At 50.2% G+C, this 15497-nt stretch carries 17 protein-coding genes and 1 pseudogene; 7 read left to right on the top strand and 11 right to left on the bottom strand.

Features of this window, described 5'->3' with window-relative positions:
• Positions 1 to 19: 19 nt before the first annotated feature.
• The 3 genes from ACN4EG_RS12460 to ACN4EG_RS12450 form a co-directional block, all read right to left on the bottom strand.
• Positions 20 to 775, bottom strand: a complete 756-nt coding sequence (locus ACN4EG_RS12460) for an ABC transporter ATP-binding protein (RefSeq protein ID WP_431629843.1) — start codon at positions 773 to 775, stop codon at positions 20 to 22.
• Between the two features lie 164 nt (positions 776 to 939).
• Positions 940 to 1464 (bottom strand): DUF4352 domain-containing protein, encoded by a 525-nt coding sequence (locus ACN4EG_RS12455; RefSeq protein ID WP_431629842.1) that lies wholly within the window; start codon positions 1462 to 1464, stop codon positions 940 to 942.
• Positions 1465 to 1640: 176 nt separating this feature from the next.
• Positions 1641 to 2780, bottom strand: a complete 1140-nt coding sequence (locus ACN4EG_RS12450; protein WP_431629841.1) for a branched-chain amino acid ABC transporter permease — start codon at positions 2778 to 2780, stop codon at positions 1641 to 1643.
• A gap of 170 nt (positions 2781 to 2950) precedes the next feature.
• Here ACN4EG_RS12450 and ACN4EG_RS12445 point away from each other — a divergent pair, with 170 nt between their 5' ends.
• The 3 genes from ACN4EG_RS12445 (at position 2951) to ACN4EG_RS12435 (ending at position 5416) form a co-directional block, all read left to right on the top strand.
• A complete protein-coding gene (locus ACN4EG_RS12445) occupies positions 2951 to 3169 on the top strand; it encodes a hypothetical protein (protein ID WP_431629840.1) in 219 nt (72 codons plus the stop codon).
• Positions 3166 to 3513 (top strand): cytotoxic translational repressor of toxin-antitoxin stability system, encoded by a 348-nt coding sequence (locus ACN4EG_RS12440; RefSeq protein ID WP_431629839.1) that lies wholly within the window; start codon positions 3166 to 3168, stop codon positions 3511 to 3513. The genes ACN4EG_RS12445 and ACN4EG_RS12440 overlap by 4 nt, the downstream gene beginning before the upstream one ends.
• A 301-nt stretch (positions 3514 to 3814) precedes the next feature.
• Positions 3815 to 5416 (top strand): glucose-6-phosphate isomerase, encoded by a 1602-nt coding sequence (locus tag ACN4EG_RS12435; RefSeq protein WP_431629838.1) that lies wholly within the window; start codon positions 3815 to 3817, stop codon positions 5414 to 5416.
• Here the strand turns inward: ACN4EG_RS12435 and ACN4EG_RS12430 are convergent.
• The 3 genes from ACN4EG_RS12430 to pip all read right to left on the bottom strand — a co-directional run bounded on the left by ACN4EG_RS12430 (position 5346) and on the right by pip (position 7451).
• Positions 5346 to 5618, bottom strand: a complete 273-nt coding sequence (locus ACN4EG_RS12430) for a hypothetical protein (protein WP_431629837.1) — start codon at positions 5616 to 5618, stop codon at positions 5346 to 5348. The genes ACN4EG_RS12435 and ACN4EG_RS12430 overlap by 71 nt on opposite strands.
• A 90-nt stretch (positions 5619 to 5708) precedes the next feature.
• The gene (locus tag ACN4EG_RS12425) at positions 5709 to 6008 is read right to left on the bottom strand and encodes a ferredoxin (protein WP_431629835.1); all 300 of its coding nucleotides are present in this window, start codon (positions 6006 to 6008) and stop codon (positions 5709 to 5711) included.
• A gap of 468 nt (positions 6009 to 6476) precedes the next feature.
• The gene (gene pip, locus ACN4EG_RS12420) at positions 6477 to 7451 is read right to left on the bottom strand and encodes a prolyl aminopeptidase (RefSeq protein WP_431629834.1); all 975 of its coding nucleotides are present in this window, start codon (positions 7449 to 7451) and stop codon (positions 6477 to 6479) included.
• Between the two features lie 159 nt (positions 7452 to 7610).
• Between pip and ACN4EG_RS12415 the strand changes: the two genes are divergently transcribed.
• The gene (locus ACN4EG_RS12415; protein WP_431629832.1) at positions 7611 to 8510 is read left to right on the top strand and encodes a response regulator; all 900 of its coding nucleotides are present in this window, start codon (positions 7611 to 7613) and stop codon (positions 8508 to 8510) included.
• Between the two features lie 42 nt (positions 8511 to 8552).
• On the opposite strand, the gene ACN4EG_RS12410 is transcribed toward ACN4EG_RS12415, so the two are convergent.
• Both ACN4EG_RS12410 and ACN4EG_RS12405 read right to left on the bottom strand, forming a co-directional pair.
• A complete protein-coding gene (locus ACN4EG_RS12410; protein WP_431629830.1) occupies positions 8553 to 9620 on the bottom strand; it encodes an ABC transporter permease in 1068 nt (355 codons plus the stop codon).
• A 147-nt stretch (positions 9621 to 9767) separates the two neighbouring features.
• A complete protein-coding gene (locus ACN4EG_RS12405) occupies positions 9768 to 10385 on the bottom strand; it encodes a Uma2 family endonuclease (RefSeq protein WP_431629828.1) in 618 nt (205 codons plus the stop codon).
• A gap of 466 nt (positions 10386 to 10851) precedes the next feature.
• On the opposite strand from ACN4EG_RS12405, the gene ACN4EG_RS12400 reads away from it, so the two are divergent.
• On the top strand, positions 10852 to 11922 hold the full coding sequence (locus tag ACN4EG_RS12400) for a fatty acid desaturase (protein WP_431629826.1): 1071 nt from the start codon (positions 10852 to 10854) through the stop codon (positions 11920 to 11922).
• A 279-nt stretch (positions 11923 to 12201) separates the two neighbouring features.
• On the opposite strand, the pseudogene ACN4EG_RS12395 reads toward ACN4EG_RS12400, so the two are convergent.
• The 3 genes and pseudogenes from ACN4EG_RS12395 to ACN4EG_RS12385 all read right to left on the bottom strand — a co-directional run.
• Positions 12202 to 12348 (bottom strand): annotated as a pseudogene (locus tag ACN4EG_RS12395) (IS701 family transposase); the annotation flags it as partial.
• A gap of 34 nt (positions 12349 to 12382) precedes the next feature.
• The gene (locus ACN4EG_RS12390) at positions 12383 to 12619 is read right to left on the bottom strand and encodes a hypothetical protein (protein WP_431629825.1); all 237 of its coding nucleotides are present in this window, start codon (positions 12617 to 12619) and stop codon (positions 12383 to 12385) included.
• A gap of 91 nt (positions 12620 to 12710) precedes the next feature.
• Complete coding sequence (locus tag ACN4EG_RS12385) at positions 12711 to 13226, bottom strand: hypothetical protein (RefSeq protein WP_431629824.1); 516 nt, start codon at positions 13224 to 13226, stop codon at positions 12711 to 12713.
• 92 nt (positions 13227 to 13318) lie between these two features.
• On the opposite strand from ACN4EG_RS12385, the gene ACN4EG_RS12380 reads away from it, so the two are divergent.
• Entirely contained in the window at positions 13319 to 14197 is an 879-nt protein-coding gene (locus ACN4EG_RS12380; RefSeq protein ID WP_431629822.1) for a DUF362 domain-containing protein, read from the top strand.
• 81 nt (positions 14198 to 14278) lie between these two features.
• Positions 14279 to 15364 carry a dipeptide epimerase gene (locus ACN4EG_RS12375; RefSeq protein ID WP_431629820.1) on the top strand — a complete coding sequence of 362 codons (1086 nt, stop codon included), beginning with the start codon at positions 14279 to 14281 and terminating at the stop codon, positions 15362 to 15364.
• The last annotated feature ends 133 nt before the right edge of the window (positions 15365 to 15497 follow it).

The raw sequence follows: 15497 nt of genomic DNA, 5'->3' as shown, positions 1-15497 counted from the left end.
TCAATTTGGTATTACGAGCCTAATTACCGAGGTAGGCTTCTAACACCTGAGTATTGGTTTGGATTTCCTGGGGTGTCCCGACAGCGAGGTTTTTGCCTTCCGCCAGCACCCAGACCCGATCGCACAGGGACATAATTACATCCATGTTGTGTTCGATGATCAGGAACGACAACCCTTGCTGATTCCAGTAGGTGATGTATTCGCAAATCTGGTTAATCAGGGTTGGGTTCACCCCGGCGGCAGGTTCATCCAGCAAAATCAGTTTTGGGCGGGTCATCAGGGCACGGCCAATTTCTAGCAGCTTGCGTTGACCGCCAGAGAGTCCCCCTGCATAGTCCTGAGCTTTGTGGGCTAGCCCGATCGACTCCAGAATCTCCATGGCGCGATCGCGGGATTGCTGTTCTTCCGTAGCAATTTTTCCCGGTTGTAGCCAAACCTGCCAGAACTTTTCTCCGGTTTGCTGTTGTGTGGCCAGTAGCAAATTTTCTAGAACCGAGAGTCGGGATAGGGTGCGGGCGACTTGGAAGGTTCGTACCATGCCCAATCGCGCAATTTCGTGGGGCTGTAACCGTTCGATCGAACGTCCGTTAAACATCACTTGGCCGCGATCGGGGGCAATAAAGTTAGACAACAGATTAAATAATGTTGTCTTGCCTGCACCATTTGGGCCAATGAGGCCAGTAATGCTACCCGTTGCAACTTCAAGATCAGCGCTGTCAACAGCTGTGACACCACCAAAGGTTTTCACTAAACCAGATGCAGAAAGCAGTGCCATAGTTCAATTTCCTTAATCTGAATTACTGGGAGTTACTTACATCAGAAAGTGGACTGCGGAGAAAGCAACTTCACGGACTGCATACCTAGAATACCAAAAACCATACTCCGAGCACTGACTTGATTGAGTGTGCTGGAGTATGCAGGTTTTTGTTCAACCAATAATTAACGGGTTAAGGACAGCCGAATCGGCGTTGGAAAAGCATCAACTTCTATCTGTCCTAAAGATGCATTTCGCGGTACATCATAGAGTAGCGTGATTGTCCTTGTTTCGTTAGGAGTAAAGGGCTTCGTGGTATCGAAGTCTGTATAACTTGAAGACGCACCATAGTCTACAACATATGTTCTACCAGGACGAGTATCAATTAACTTAGAATTGTTCTCGTAAAACCCTTCTAGATTGATTGTGCTCTGAGTTCGGTTAGTGATGCTGAGCTTAACTGCTGCCCATGTACCTTTCGCTGTTAGTTCTTCGTATTCAGTTTTTAATGTTTGACCTGGAAAAGCAACCTGAACCACACAGATTTTCCACTGTTGAATCAGTTCTACAGGTTGACTAGCACATAACGATGTTGACTGTAATTTGGGCTTGGGCTTAGGTTTAGGTTTAGGGGCAGCAATAGAAGAAAACTGTCCTAAAAACATTATCGTGATTACCAAGGCAACTAATGAGCGTGAAGTATGAAGCATGAGAAGTAATTTCGAGAAAATCAGTTGGCACAAAATAATTTAGCTATAAAATTATTTTTCTTCAACCCTGATTTACACACAAAAATATAGGATTGACAAGGAGCTCAAAGAATGGCTGTAGTCAACTAAACTTTTGGCTGTAAAAGTATGGGAAATATGAAAGGGGCAAGTTCGAATTATTTCCCTAAAGTCAGCTCATCGCGATTGCCTAAAATGCCCTGGGGCCGCCACACCATCAGGCCAATCAATAACAATCCAATAAACACCATCCGAAACGCATCAATCTGCACGGTGGGGAAGGGCAAAATCTGATTTAAATCCCGTGTCAGTGCGGTATACATCCAAAAGATGACTGCGCCTAACAACACGCCTGGATTGGTTCCTGCACCCCCAAGTACCATCAAAATCCAAACATTAAAGGTCAAATTCGATCGAAAGTTATCCGGGTAAACATTGCTCTGTTGCCAAGCGTATAACGCCCCACCAATGCCCGTTAGAAAACCGCCAATCATGAGCGACTGAAGTTTGTAGGCAAAGACATTTTTACCCAGCGCCTTGGCAATTTCTTCGTCCTCTCGAATGGCTTTCAAGACCCGGCCCCAGGGCGATCGAATTAAGCGTTCTACCACCCAAAAGGCGATCGCGGTTACAATTAACGCCACAAACAACAACCCATTTCCAGCCTGATTCGCGCGGAAATTGGACAGGGAAATGGCCGTTACCACATAGGCCCGCAACCCCAGCAATCCTGCTAGTACCGCTACGGCTGTAATGGCCACTTTTTGTTTTTGGGCTGCAGATTTTAAGCGCCGATTAGCCCATTGCCATAGTTGCCACAGGGCTAGACCAAAAATGACTGTGACGATCGCAACCATGCCGACCCGCGTGAATGTCGTAGGCCGAAAACTTTCCAAAGGCAGCGGAAACCCATTAATGCCCATGGAGCCGGGGCGACTGTCATACAGTTCCTCATTATTGAAAACTAGGCGAACCAGTTCCGATGCCCCGATCGTCACGATCGCCAAATAATCCTCCCGGAGCCGCAGGGTGGCAAAGCCCATGAGCAGACCAAACAGAGCCGCGACAAAGCCCCCTGCCAGCATGGCTAATATGATCGGTACCTGGGTCAAACTTAAAATGACGGTTACATAAGCGCCCACCGCCACAAAGCCCGCAATCCCAAAGTTAATTAGCCCTGTAAAACCCCACTGCAAATTCAGTCCCAGACCCATTAGACCGTAAATGGCCATACTGGTCAGCAGAAACGCCACATAGTTCAGAATTCCAGGATCAAAGGAAAACAGATAGTTGAGCATAGGGATTACGCAGGAGAAAAAATTCGATCGAACCAAGTAGGAGCGGTTGTCTCACCGAACCTAGGCATGGAATTGATTGTAGGTGGAGTGGAATTGATTTTAGGTTAAATTACGGTCAGTCTACAGAAAAAGTGGGTATGCTGGATTTAGATCCTCCTCTCGGCTAAACCATGCAGTCCCTTCGCCATCGCGCCCACAATCTGATTAACGGGTTGACCGCCGATCAGCTAACTGTGATGTGGGATGTTATGAAAACTCACTATTACGATCTTTATATGCTCAGTGCGATCGAGACAGCCAAGGAAACCCTCCAACCTGGGGACATGCTGACCCGCGAAGAAGCGATCGTCCTCTTAACTCAACCCATTGAAGTTCCTGAATCCCGATGAGTAGTAATTCCCCCTCTGGGCCAAGGAGCGTTGAATCGACTAGCAAAGCCGTCACCCACAAAGCAGTGACTAACAAAGCAGCCAATGCCAGTGTTGAAGTGCTTTACGAACGTTCCTTTATCCTGGATCTTAAACAATTACCACTGGTTGTCCGCCAGCAGGTTCAAGAATTTGTCTTCAGCGACTTTTTTCAAACCAATCATCTTCAACTATTGCCCGACTTTCGGCAGATGGGGAATAGCGGAATTTTCTATCGCTTCACCCTAGCGGAGCATTTGATCAGCATTGAAGTGACGGGACAGATCATTAAGTTTCTGCGGGTGCTTCCCAAACCAGAAGTTTAAGGAGGTTTGAGCCCTGAGGCTTTAGCTAGGAAACTTTAGCTGAGAAACTTGAGCCGGGAGAAGAGGCCGGATGAAGGCGGACGTTTCCCGAGATCGTGGGCTAAGGGGGGATAGTTGCCGTTAATCGTCTGCTTAATCGGTAGACGATCAACTCGCCATTGCTGGGTGCTATGTCATCGTTTAGGTACTTATTCAGGGTTCGATGACTTTTTGCTCACATTAAACTTTCCCGCTACTGTTAAGTCGATAGGCTGGAGGCCGAATACACTGGTCAGTGGAGTGAGAGAAGGAGATAACAATAATGCATAATACTATGCTGGATCCTACTGAACTGTGGCAACGCTACCAAGATTGGCTGTATTACCACGAGGGATTGGGCTTGTATGTCGATATCAGTCGCATGCGCTTTGATGATGCCTTTGTCGCGCAAATGCAACCCAAGTTGACCCAAGCATTCCAATCAATGGCAGATCTGGAGGCTGGCGCGATCGCGAATCCCGATGAAAATCGTATGGTCGGGCATTACTGGCTGCGCACTCCGGAACTAGCTCCGACCCCAGAACTGCAAACGGAAATTACAACGACGTTAGATCAGATCGATGCCTTCGTCGCTAAGGTGCATCAGGGCGTGATTCAGCCGCCGAATGCCCCCAAGTTTACCGATGTGCTGTCGATCGGCATTGGCGGCTCGGCCCTTGGCCCTCAGTTTGTCTCCGAAGCCCTCTCTCCTGACTCCCCCCCCCTCAACCTCCACTTTCTGGACAACACCGATCCTGCCGGGTTCGATCGGGTCTTAAATCGCCTTAAGGATCGCCTCAGCACCACCCTAGTTATTACCATTTCCAAGTCCGGCGGCACCCCCGAAACCCGCAACGGCATGCTGGAAGTGCAGCATCTTTACCAAACCCTGGGGCTTGACTTTGCTAAACACGCGATCGCTATCACCACCGGCGGCAGCAAGTTGGATCAAGTCGCGCAATCGGAAGGCTGGCTGGCTACGTTCCCAATGTACGACTGGGTGGGAGGCCGCACCTCGGAACTCTCGGCGGTGGGATTGTTACCCGCTGCCCTGCAAGGTGTAGACATCCGCGCCATGTTGAAGGGAGCCAACATCATGGACAGCGCCACCCGTCAGCCAGATCTCAAAACCAATCCCGCCGCGCTGTTGGCCCTAGCTTGGTACTTCTCCGGCAATGGCAAGGGCGAAAAAGACATGGTGGTACTGCCCTACAAAGACAGCTTGCTCTTGTTTAGCCGCTACCTCCAACAATTGGTCATGGAGTCCTTGGGTAAGCAGTACGACCTGGATGGCAATTTGGTTTACCAAGGGATTGCCGTCTACGGGAATAAAGGCACCACAGATCAACATGCCTACGTGCAACAGTTGCGGGAAGGTGTGCCGAATTTCTTCATCACGTTCATTGAAGTGCTCAAGGATCGCAGCCAGGGATCGATCGAAGTGGAACCCAATGTCACTTCGGGGGATTACCTTTGTGGGCTGCTGCAAGGCACTCGTAAGGCCATCTACGACAACGATCGGGATTCCATCACCGTAACCGTTCCAGAAGTGACGGCAGAGATTGTCGGTGCGCTGATTGCCCTTTACGAACGGGCTGTGGGGCTGTACGGCTTTTTGGTCAATGTCAATTCCTACCACCAACCCGGTGTGGAAGCGGGCAAGAAAGCTGCGGCTGAGGTGCTGGAACTGCAACGTACGATTCTGACGGTGCTGTCCCAGGATAAAACGCCCGCTCCTCTGATGGATTTAGCCATCAAAGCCAACGCTCCCAGCGATGTGGAAACGGTTTATAAGATTGTCCGTCACCTCGCCGCTAACGATCGGGGCGTGAAGTTGCAAGGGGATCCGGCCCAGCCCAGCAGTTTGCTAGTGTCGATGGCCTAATTTCGTCGCCTTGGCCAAGCCAAGACTGCGATCGCTCAATGGCTTCGATCGCTTCATGGATTCGATCGCTCAATGTTCCAGGCTGGGGAAGTCCCGCGATCGTTGGGCCAGATGCATCAGCAACCCTGCTGTCAATGCTAGCCGTCGAACCCACGGTAACCCAAACCCATTGAGCCGCAAAGCGAGGAATTGAGATCAGCAAAGCGGGGAACTGAGTTTCAGTTCCCCGCTTTAATTTGCAACTATGAGAAGCGCGAAGTTGCGTGTTTAAGAAGCCTAGAAATTGTACAAATTAGTACAGAGCTTCTTCTTGGTGGGTCATGATGGTGCAATCAGAGCTGGGGTATGCGACACAGGTCAACACATAGCCAGCTTCGATTTGATCATCATCCAAGAAGGACTGGTCAGACTGATCAACGGTACCAGCGGTGATTTTACCAGCACAGGTGGAGCAAGCACCCGCACGGCAGGAGTAGGGCAGGTCAATTCCTGCTTCTTCTGCTGCGTCAAGAATATAAGTGTCATCATCCACGTCGATCGTGGTGTTCAAACCTTCAGCTTCATTGATTAGCGTGACCTTGTAAGTTGCCATGCAGTGGTCCTCTCTATTAAACAAGAATGGCTAATGTGCCCAATCCAAATGTTAGATGGCGACACCATACACCAATGGGAATCGGCAAATGGAACTAGCCTCAATATCAGATACTACGGGAAAAACCTAAGTTATGACGATCGAGATTGCTCTTGGATGAATGGGATTCGTAATCAGACTTGGCGATTTGATCTACTTATACTTATAGGACAGTGAGAAGATGTACCGATTGATGTATTGGAGCCAACATTTGACAAGGGTTTCAGACACTCTTGAACGATAGAAGTTTCTCTGTAAACAACCTCGAAGAAATGCTTTCAATCACGAATGAATCCTTACAACTACTCATTCAGAAGCATTTCCTGAAGTTCGTCTTATGTCTTTTAGAGTAATGATTTTTTCTGCTTATGTTTTGACTACACGCCTTCATGTTCCTGCCGCAGATTAGGGGATGGATCAGGCGAGAGATCACTCCATTGACTGGGTGAATTCTATGGATTGATGGGCAAAGCGATCGGTGGCATCTAAGAGCGCCGTCAAGATACCCGGTTCCGTCATGGAATGGCCAGCATCGGGCACCACAATCAATTCTGCTTGGGGTAACACTTTGTGCAGATCCCAGGCCGATCGCATGGGACAGACAACGTCGTAACGCCCCTGAACAATCACCGTGGGAATGTGTTGAATGCGATCGCAATGCTGCAACAGTTGATCGTCGGTTTCAAAAAATCCTCGATTCACAAAATAATGGCACTCAATTCGCGCAAAGGCTTCTGCAAATTCAAGTTCACCAAACTTTGTTAGGAAATCAGGATCCACAAATAATTTGCTGGTAGAGCCCTCCCACACAGACCAAGCTTGGGCTGCCGTAGCACGGACTTGAGGATCCTCGCTGGTCAGTCGTTGATAATAAGCGGTGAGTAAGTCGTCCTGTTCTGCGGGGGGAATGGGTGCAAGGTAAGCCTCCCACGCATCGGGAAATAGGTAGCTCGCCCCCGACTGGTAAAACCAAAGGATTTCCTGGCGACGCAACAGAAAAATTCCCCGTAGGATTAAGCCTGTGCAGCGATCGGGGTGGGTCTGGGCATAGGCTAAGGACAGGGTACTGCCCCAACTGCCCCCAAACACCGTCCAGCAATCGATCTCCAAATGTTCGCGTAGAGTTTCGATGTCTTGGACTAAATCCCAGGTGGTGTTTTCTCGTAGCTCGGCATGGGGGGTACTGCGCCCGCAACCCCGCTGGTCAAATAGAACAATGCGCCATTGCTGGGGATCAAACATTTGACGATAAATCGGCAAACTGCCCCCTCCTGGGCCACCATGGAGAAAAATTACGGGTTTTCCCCCAGGATTACCCACCTGTTCGTAGTAAATTCTGTGTAGGTCAGAAACTTGTAGAAATCCTGATTGATAGGGTTCGATCGCAGGATAGGGTTGGCGCATTGCAAAACCTACGGTAGAGAGCAAATTGTATTGTAAAGAGTAGATTGAAAAGCGCAAAATCTAGTTGTAGGACGTAATTGGTGGGTTGACTCCCTTCAGCGCTTCTCTTAGAAATCATTCCGCCAACACCAGCCTGTTGTTATTTTTCCACTACCTTCTATGCAATCCGCAGCTTTGCCAAGCCCACTATCCAGCCTCTCCATCTTGTTAGCCGAGGACAACCCCATCAACCAAGACCTCTTTAAACAAATGCTAGAGCGCCTTGGGCACCGCGTTCATGCCGTGGGGGATGGAATTGCGGTTTTAGAGGCGTTACAGCAGCAGACCTATGACGTGGTGCTGTTGGATTTGAAAATGCCTCGCCTAGATGGTCTTGCAACGGCTGTCCGCATTTGCCAGATGTCTGGGCCTCGTCCTGTGCTAATTGCCCTCACGGCTAACAGTCACCTGGAGGATCAAGATCGCTGTCTGCAAGCAGGAATGGATGATTTTTTGAGCAAACCGCTCCGCATGATGGACTTAAGCCGAATGCTCGATCGCTATGCCCTGCGTCGGGCTGATATGGCGGTGTCCTCTGGCAAAGAAGTGCCTGATTCCGATCGACCTATTCATCCTTCAGTCAATTCTTCAGATCATCCTTCCCCAGCGCCTGCGGTAACCAGCGTCTCCGAGCCTCCGTCGGCCCATCTGCCGATCGATTTTCAGCATCTCCGACAACTGAAAAAGGAACTCGCTGACGATGATAGTTTTTTTAGTGAAATGTTGCAGAGCTACTGGAGAACGAGCGCTACATTAATCCAACAGATTCAATTTGCGGCCCAAGAGGATGATCCGATCGCCCTTGAGTTTGCCCTGCATGGGTTAAAGTCCATTAGCGCCAGTATCGGGGCCTATCCCCTTGTCCAGTTGGCCGAGCAAGGGGAACAACACAGTCAAGCAGGGACGATCGAGCCAACCACAATTGATGCCGTCGTTCAGGCCCATCAAGCAGTGTGTCAGGCGCTTCAGCAAGAACTGACGCGGTTATCGCTGGTTCATCTAGACACCCGATTAAAGTAGCGATCGTGGCTTCGATGGCAATCGCTATCCCAAGGCTATGCGCTACCGTTCTAAGCTTCTGGGATCCAAGACATCTCGCAAACCGTCTCCCAGCAGGTTAAACGCCAGCACCGTCACCACAATTAAAGCGGCTGGTGCCCAGATCAGCCAGGGCTGCAAAATCAAAATTGAAGCATTGGTCGCCAAGGACAACATATTGCCCCAGGATGGATCCGGCTGCTGAATTCCTAACCCAATTAAGCTGAGGATTGCCTCAGCAATGATGAAACTGGGGACAGACAGCGTCGCGGAAATAATCACATAAGTAGCTGTTTGGGGCAAAACGTGACGCACGACGATATAGAAAGGCTGTCCGCCCATGGCGCGTGCAGCTTGGATAAATTCCCGTTCCTTAATGGACAAAACCTGACCCCGAATGACCCGCGCTAGACTCGCCCAGCTAATCAGTGACGTGATGAAAGTGACGAGCAAAAATCGCTGGGAACTGGTCAGACCCGGTGGGAGCACTGCGGCCAAGGCAATCAGGAGGTAAATCCCCGGAATCGTCATCAGCACTTCAACCAATCGCATTAGGATGACATCAACCCAGCCGCCAAAGTAACCTGCGATGCCACCCACCAACATCCCGATCGGGAAGGAAATGGCAATCCCCACCAGCCCGATAAATAGGCTGACGCGCCCACCGTAAACTAGACGGCTGAACTGATCGCGGGCTTGCTCGTCGGTTCCCAGCAGGTTCAATTTGCCGCCGCTGCTAGTGCCGAAGAGATGCAGATTACTGGGAATCAAGCCAAACAGCTTATAGTTTGCACCCTGCACAAATAATCGCAGGGAGGAAGGTTGGCTACGATCGACCCGAAGTTCCCGTTGTCCGGTTTGCACATCGATCGGGCCTTGGGTTGTGGGGTAGACGTGGGGACCAATGAATTTGCCAGATTGATCGGCCCAGTAAATTTGGGTCGGGGGCAAGAGTGCACCATCGACCTGGGAATCGTAGGGATCATAGGGCGCAATGAATTCAGCCAAAATCACAATGACGTAGAACAAGGCCAAAATCAGGCCACCCCAGCGAGCCAGGTTATTTTTCTGTAGCCGTTGCCACCAATCCATAGCAATCTCTGTTTCTAGAAGACAATTGAAGTGACGGAAATTAGTTTCTATTGTCTATGGTTTTCTAGAAAACGTCTGGAATTTCCTGGTTGAGCGATCGTTGGTTGAGCTTCAGTTGAGCGACCGTCACTGGCAATTCTCTCAGTGCTAATCATCCGCACTCAGCACCTGCGCCGCTGTTAGCTGCAACGTTGGAAAAGTTGGCGACTGGAGCAGCCCATCCCCTTGAAACGTCACAAACTCATAGTGATCGGTCTCCTGCCGATCGTCCTGCCGATCGCTGACTAAACGCCCAACTCGCACCCAGGCCCGTTCTGGATCAATTTGCCAAAACTCTGGAATGCCACGATCGCCATACTCCCTGGGCTTTTGCACATAGTCCCGTTGATAGTTTTCTGTGGCTTCATTCCCCGGTGAGACAATTTCAATCACGATCGCCGGATTGGGTTCATGTAAGAACAAACAAGCCTGTGAGCGACCTTTAATCGCCAAGCGAGACTCCGCCGAATGTACTAACAGATCGGGATCACGGGCACTCGCATGGGTGCTGCGGACTTCTAGCTTTTGCTTAATGCCTAAGCGCTGAAACGGTAGACCAGCTTGCAAAAATGCCGCGAACAGCAAGCTAACGATCGCCGTGTTAATCGTACTTTCCGTCCCCATGTTCACCAACGCTCCATCCACCAACTCATAACGGGTTTCCTGCCCGTCGTCGTAGGCCAAGAATGCTTCTAGAGTCATCCGTTCTGTCGTGGCGATCGTCATGGAATCGTTCCTTATTTGCCGCTACGGTCTTTCCATTCTATCGAACTGATTCTCGCGCATCATGCGTTTACTGAACCGACGTTCCTTTTTCTTTCCGACGGGAACTCGCGAAAAATTCTCAATCAGCCGAACTTTCCTGGAAAAACCGAGGGGAATTCTGACTTACAGAAGGGGCCAATCATGATATAAAGGTTTAGGTTTCGTAACAAATTTCTTAATTCGTTACTTAGCCCGTTCATCAGTTCACTTGTGATTGCCCAAAAAACACGCCAAATGCCGAAAACCGACCTAATGATTCTTTCTAATGGCTTGTGTTCGTGGGATTTGTGTGCGTGGGTTGTGTGCTGCGGGGGCTGGGCAGGTGGACCACTAGACTGCGGTGATGTTTTTGCACATCGCTGACCATCTTTGAAAGAGCCTGCGGTATCTACTGTGGGCAGTTTTTGTGCGTCTTTATGGAGTAACAATGACGGCAATTGTCCAACCAACCCAACCGAAACCCCATCCGCTGACTGCGCCGGGAACAAAATTGCGCCTCAAGGATATTATCAAAACTTTGCCCCGGGAATGCTTCCAGAAAAATGCGCGGAAAGCCTGGACCCAGGTCGTGGTTAATATCGCCATGGTCGCTCTGGGATATTGCGCGATCGCGCTGTCTCCTTGGTATTTGCTGCCCCTGGCGTGGATTTTTACGGGAACTGCGCTGACGGGATTTTTTGTGATTGGGCATGATTGCGGTCATCGCTCCTTTGCCAAGCGGCGCTGGGTGAACGATTTAGTGGGCCACCTCGTCTTCTTGCCCTTGATTTATCCCTTCCACAGTTGGCGTTTACTGCACGATGTCCATCACCGCTACACCAACAAAATGGATGTGGACAATGCATGGCAGCCGTTCCGTACGGAGTATTACGATAGCTTGGATCCGGTCAAACGGAATGGCTATGAGTTAATGCGTGGCAAGTTCTGGTGGATTGGTTCCATTCTGCACTGGGCTTTGATCCACTTTGATTTGGAAAACTACAAACCCCGCGATCGGGCTAAGGCGAATTTTTCCAACTGGTTTGTGATCATTGGCGGTGCGATCGGTCTGTCGCTGTTGCTTGCCTTCACTGGCCCTTGGGGACTGGTCAAGTTCTGGTTGATGCCTTGGATGGTGTATCACTTCTGGATGAGCACCTTCACGATCGTGCACCATACCCTGCCCGAAATTCCCTTCCAAGAGCCGGAAGTGTGGGATGAAGCGAAGGCTCAACTGTTTGGAACCGTGCATTGCGACTATCCCTTCGGCGTTGAGTTCCTCTGCCATAAGATTAACGTTCACATTCCCCACCACCTGTCCGTTGCGATTCCGTCCTACAACCTGCGCATGGCCCACAATCGCCTGAAGGAAATTTGGGGAGATGAACTAGTTGAGCGGCGGTTTAACTGGGACTTGGTGAAGGAAATCACCGATAACTGCCACCTGTACGAGCCAGAAACGTCTTTCTATCAAACCTTTGCGCAATACAAAGCCAAAAAGTCTGCGGGGTTGAACTAGTACAACTTAGCTAACTCGCTTGAGCGAATTGAATCAATTCATTAAATTCATTTGTCCAGGCAAAAAATAAGCTGCAAGAAAAAGAGATGATAGGAAATTCCCTGTCATCTTTTTTAATGCAGATTGAATGCAGACCTTCGATGCAGATTGCTGAGGAGTCACTAGTAGCCTGAGGCGGAAGTGTTGGCTTGGGATTGATGTAGGCGGCTAAAGCCGCTCGTGTCGCTTTTCATCACCCGACTGAAGTACGGGGGCTTTCAAGCTTCCGCTATTTTTGCATGATTTCCATTTGATTTCGCTAATCAACCCCAGATGCAAGAACTTAAACGATGCAAAGCTGCGAACCTCTGCAAACAAATCCCCATAGAGTTGGCAATACTCATCGACAAAGCGAATCGTTAGTCGAGCGGCTCTGGAGGTGGAAATCAGTTGCTAGGCTCTCTAAACCCTACTCTCTCCATCATAAATTCCTCTGCTTAAAGTGACGGAAGAGGGATATGACCAGTCCAATGCCATCATGAATCCAGCCCAAGCTTGACCGATTCAACAAGCGATCGAAGTCGTTGAAACCCCATCGCAAGAAAATCAGAATTTGTTGCTCAACATTTTGCAGAAGCGACTCTAGTAGCAACGGCGGCACCCGCTGGTTCGTGACGTGCAGGCAGTTCAGCAGGCAGTCCAGCAAGGTACGATTCAATGTAGAACGGTTGAAGCCTTTCTTGCGGAGTTGAATGCTTGAAACGAATTGCCTAGACCGCCCCAAGTCATCAAGTCATTTATCAAGTCATTTAGTCTGCAATGGCATAGCGAAGTTTGGGTTCACCATTGACGACTTTCTGGTAAGTAATTTCACTATCGGGTAGATTTTTAACGGCATCCAAGTCAAAGCGGAAATAAACAGAACCAAATTGAAGCCACACGTTGTACAACAGGGACGGATTTTTTGCGGGATCGATCCAACCGATGCAATTTTTGTACTGCGGTTTCAAGGGTGCGCTAAAAATCACTACTCTGGGTTTGGAGTCCATATATTTTGCGGTGCCTGCGATCGCGCTCGTTTTCAGTACCACGGTATGCTCTGAGCCGCCTTCGTAGGGCCGACTTTCCACATTTACTGTAAGGGTTTTGGGACAGTTACCTTTCTCACGATGCAGGGGCAGATCAACGGTTTCTCGATAGACTTGGGGTTGGGCCGCTTGGGTAGGAGGCATACCTGCGATTAAACCAGGTACGAGTGCCAATGCAGGGATGAATGCAGGGATGAATGCGGCGATCGATCGAGAAACGGACACCAAGGCAGCCATAAATAAACCCGTTGATGGATGAATATTTAGATTACTTCAAAGTCTAACCAGCTGATTCCTGATCATTCACCGTATTATCAACATGAATCAACATGAATCAACATGAGCAGTCCGCAGAAGAACTTGGTTGCTTCGATCGAATGGTACAATCCGGGTCAGACTGCCCTAGGGATGGGGGATTACAGGAATGCGTCTCGATGGTTGAAATTCTGGATTCTGCTGCGTTTGTCTATCAACCGCCCGATCGGGCTAAGGGTGCCCAGCGCATCCTAGTGAAGCCGAATTTGGGCTATCCCGCAGCCCCCCCGGTGACGGTGAGTTTGGCAGTGTTGGGACAAGTGTTGCAGGGCTTGCGGCAGGCCAGTCCCACAGCAGAAATTTTGGTTGTCGAAGGGGTCTGTTCTCCGGTGAGTTTGACAACGATCGCGGCGCAACGGAAACTGGAGCAGGTGTTGGACGCGGGCATGCGGTTGCTGGATGCGGATACGTTGGAACTGGCGGAATATGAGAACCGATCGCCCCAACCCGTGCGGTTCAAGACCCTCTGGGCACCGAAGCTGCTTCAGGAAGTGGACTGTCGTATTACGATCGGAGCCTTCAAGCGCACGATTTTGAAGGATGAGCCACTGATTTCGGCTTCGTTGAAGAATCTCTACGGGCTCTTTCCCCGCGCCAAGTACAAAGCCCGCAGTGCTAATTCTCGCGGTCAATTGCATCGCCCCAGTGTGCCGGAGGTGTTGCAAGATGTCTATTTTTCCATCGGCTATTTGTTTGATGGGGCAGTGGTGGATGCAACGGAACGCTTTGTCAGCCGGGATTGGAAACCCGATCGCGGCACGGCGGTTCCCTGCGGCAAGGTCTTTTGCGGAGAAGATACGATCGCCGTCGATCGAGCGGCCTGTGAAGTTACGGGGGAACCCATTCCACGGTATATTGAGGCGATCGAAGGTCTGCGAAGAATGGGATCCTAACATCCTGATCCTACTCAGTCCTTACCCTGGCCCTCTCCCGATGGAAGAAGGAACTCGATTGCGATTCTTTGATAATCCCCTATGCAAATCCGTCTACAAACTTTCACCGTCCACAAGCGCTTTGCCCTAACGATCAGCCGAGGCACCACCAGCCAAAGCACTAATTTATTTCTCCGGGTTGAACATGATGGCATTGAGGGCTGGGGAGAAGCCTCCCCGTTTTCCATCGGAGATCAGTCCCAATCGATCGAACAAATTGCCCGATCTCTGCAAAAAATTACGCCCCTGCTGGCTCCGTACAGCCCCTTGGAACGGCAAAGCCTCGATCGGGTCATGGATGATGCAGGGTTACCTTCAGCGGCCCGATCGGCGTTGGATTTGGCACTGCATGACTGGTTGGGGAAAAAGGCCGGGTTACCGCTGTGGCAACTGTTCGGCTTAAATCGCGATCGCATTGTACCGACGTCCGTGACGATCGGGATTAGCACGCCAGAAGTAGCCCAGGAACGGGTACGCCATTGGTTGCAGTTCAACCGGGAAATTCGGGTGCTGAAGGTGAAGCTGGGCAGTCCGGCGGGCATTGAGGCCGATCGGGCAATGCTGTTGGCGGTGAAGGCAGCGGCTCCCCACATTCAGCAGATCAGCATTGACGCCAATGGGGGCTGGGGATTGGCCGATGCAATCACCATGGCGGGTTGGCTGGCGGATCAGGGCATTACCTACCTAGAGCAGCCGTTACCTAAGGGCCACGAGGGGGATCTGCTGGGACTTTATCGCCAGTCGCCGTTACCGATTTTTGTGGATGAGAGTTGTTTTACCAGTCGGGATATTTTGCCCTTGGCCGATCGGGTGCATGGAGTGAATATCAAGCTCAACAAGTGCGGTGGCTTGTCGGAGGCGTTACGAATGATCCACACGGCCAAGGCGGCGGGATTGAATGTGATGTTTGGTTGCTATTCCGATAGCAGTTTGATGAATACAGCGTTGGCGCATCTATCCCCGTTAGCGGATCATTTGGATTTGGATAGTCATTTAAATTTGACGGATGATCCGTTTGTGGGAGCGAGTTTTCAGAATGGTTGTTTATTACCCAATATGCAACCCGGTTTAGGGGTAATCATTCGCAGTCAAGCTTATACCAAATCAACTGGTAATTGCAACACATAACGATCCCCCTGTGTTCGGTTGCAAAAGTGGGATGCGCCCTTTTGGAATTTTGGAACTGCTTAGGGATTTGCCAAGAAATAATATCCCCTCTTCATCCCCCCACCCTCCTACCCTTTTACTCTCCTACCCCCTA

This window comes from Alkalinema pantanalense CENA528 (assembly GCF_050753345.1).
Classification (GTDB): Bacteria; Cyanobacteriota; Cyanobacteriia; order Leptolyngbyales; family Leptolyngbyaceae; genus Alkalinema; species Alkalinema pantanalense.
The sequence above is the reverse complement of the archived record's forward strand: the minus strand, read 5'-3'. Positions and strand labels throughout refer to the sequence as shown.

Excerpts from the sequence above, each read along its gene's own strand:
- ACN4EG_RS12460 (WP_431629843.1), bottom strand. The coding sequence starts at position 775 with ATGGCACTGCTTTCTGCATCTGGTTTAGTGAAAACCTTTGGTGGTGTC.
- ACN4EG_RS12455 (WP_431629842.1), bottom strand. The coding sequence starts at position 1,464 with ATGCTTCATACTTCACGCTCATTAGTTGCCTTGGTAATCACGATAATG.
- ACN4EG_RS12450 (WP_431629841.1), bottom strand. The coding sequence starts at position 2,780 with ATGCTCAACTATCTGTTTTCCTTTGATCCTGGAATTCTGAACTATGTG.
- ACN4EG_RS12445 (WP_431629840.1), top strand. The coding sequence starts at position 2,951 with ATGCAGTCCCTTCGCCATCGCGCCCACAATCTGATTAACGGGTTGACC.
- ACN4EG_RS12440 (WP_431629839.1), top strand. The coding sequence starts at position 3,166 with ATGAGTAGTAATTCCCCCTCTGGGCCAAGGAGCGTTGAATCGACTAGC.
- ACN4EG_RS12435 (WP_431629838.1), top strand. The coding sequence starts at position 3,815 with ATGCATAATACTATGCTGGATCCTACTGAACTGTGGCAACGCTACCAA.
- ACN4EG_RS12425 (WP_431629835.1), bottom strand. The coding sequence starts at position 6,008 with ATGGCAACTTACAAGGTCACGCTAATCAATGAAGCTGAAGGTTTGAAC.
- pip (WP_431629834.1), bottom strand. The coding sequence starts at position 7,451 with ATGCGCCAACCCTATCCTGCGATCGAACCCTATCAATCAGGATTTCTA.
- ACN4EG_RS12415 (WP_431629832.1), top strand. The coding sequence starts at position 7,611 with ATGCAATCCGCAGCTTTGCCAAGCCCACTATCCAGCCTCTCCATCTTG.
- ACN4EG_RS12410 (WP_431629830.1), bottom strand. The coding sequence starts at position 9,620 with ATGGATTGGTGGCAACGGCTACAGAAAAATAACCTGGCTCGCTGGGGT.
- ACN4EG_RS12405 (WP_431629828.1), bottom strand. The coding sequence starts at position 10,385 with ATGACGATCGCCACGACAGAACGGATGACTCTAGAAGCATTCTTGGCC.
- ACN4EG_RS12400 (WP_431629826.1), top strand. The coding sequence starts at position 10,852 with ATGACGGCAATTGTCCAACCAACCCAACCGAAACCCCATCCGCTGACT.
- ACN4EG_RS12385 (WP_431629824.1), bottom strand. The coding sequence starts at position 13,226 with ATGGCTGCCTTGGTGTCCGTTTCTCGATCGATCGCCGCATTCATCCCT.
- ACN4EG_RS12380 (WP_431629822.1), top strand. The coding sequence starts at position 13,319 with ATGAATCAACATGAGCAGTCCGCAGAAGAACTTGGTTGCTTCGATCGA.
- ACN4EG_RS12375 (WP_431629820.1), top strand. The coding sequence starts at position 14,279 with ATGCAAATCCGTCTACAAACTTTCACCGTCCACAAGCGCTTTGCCCTA.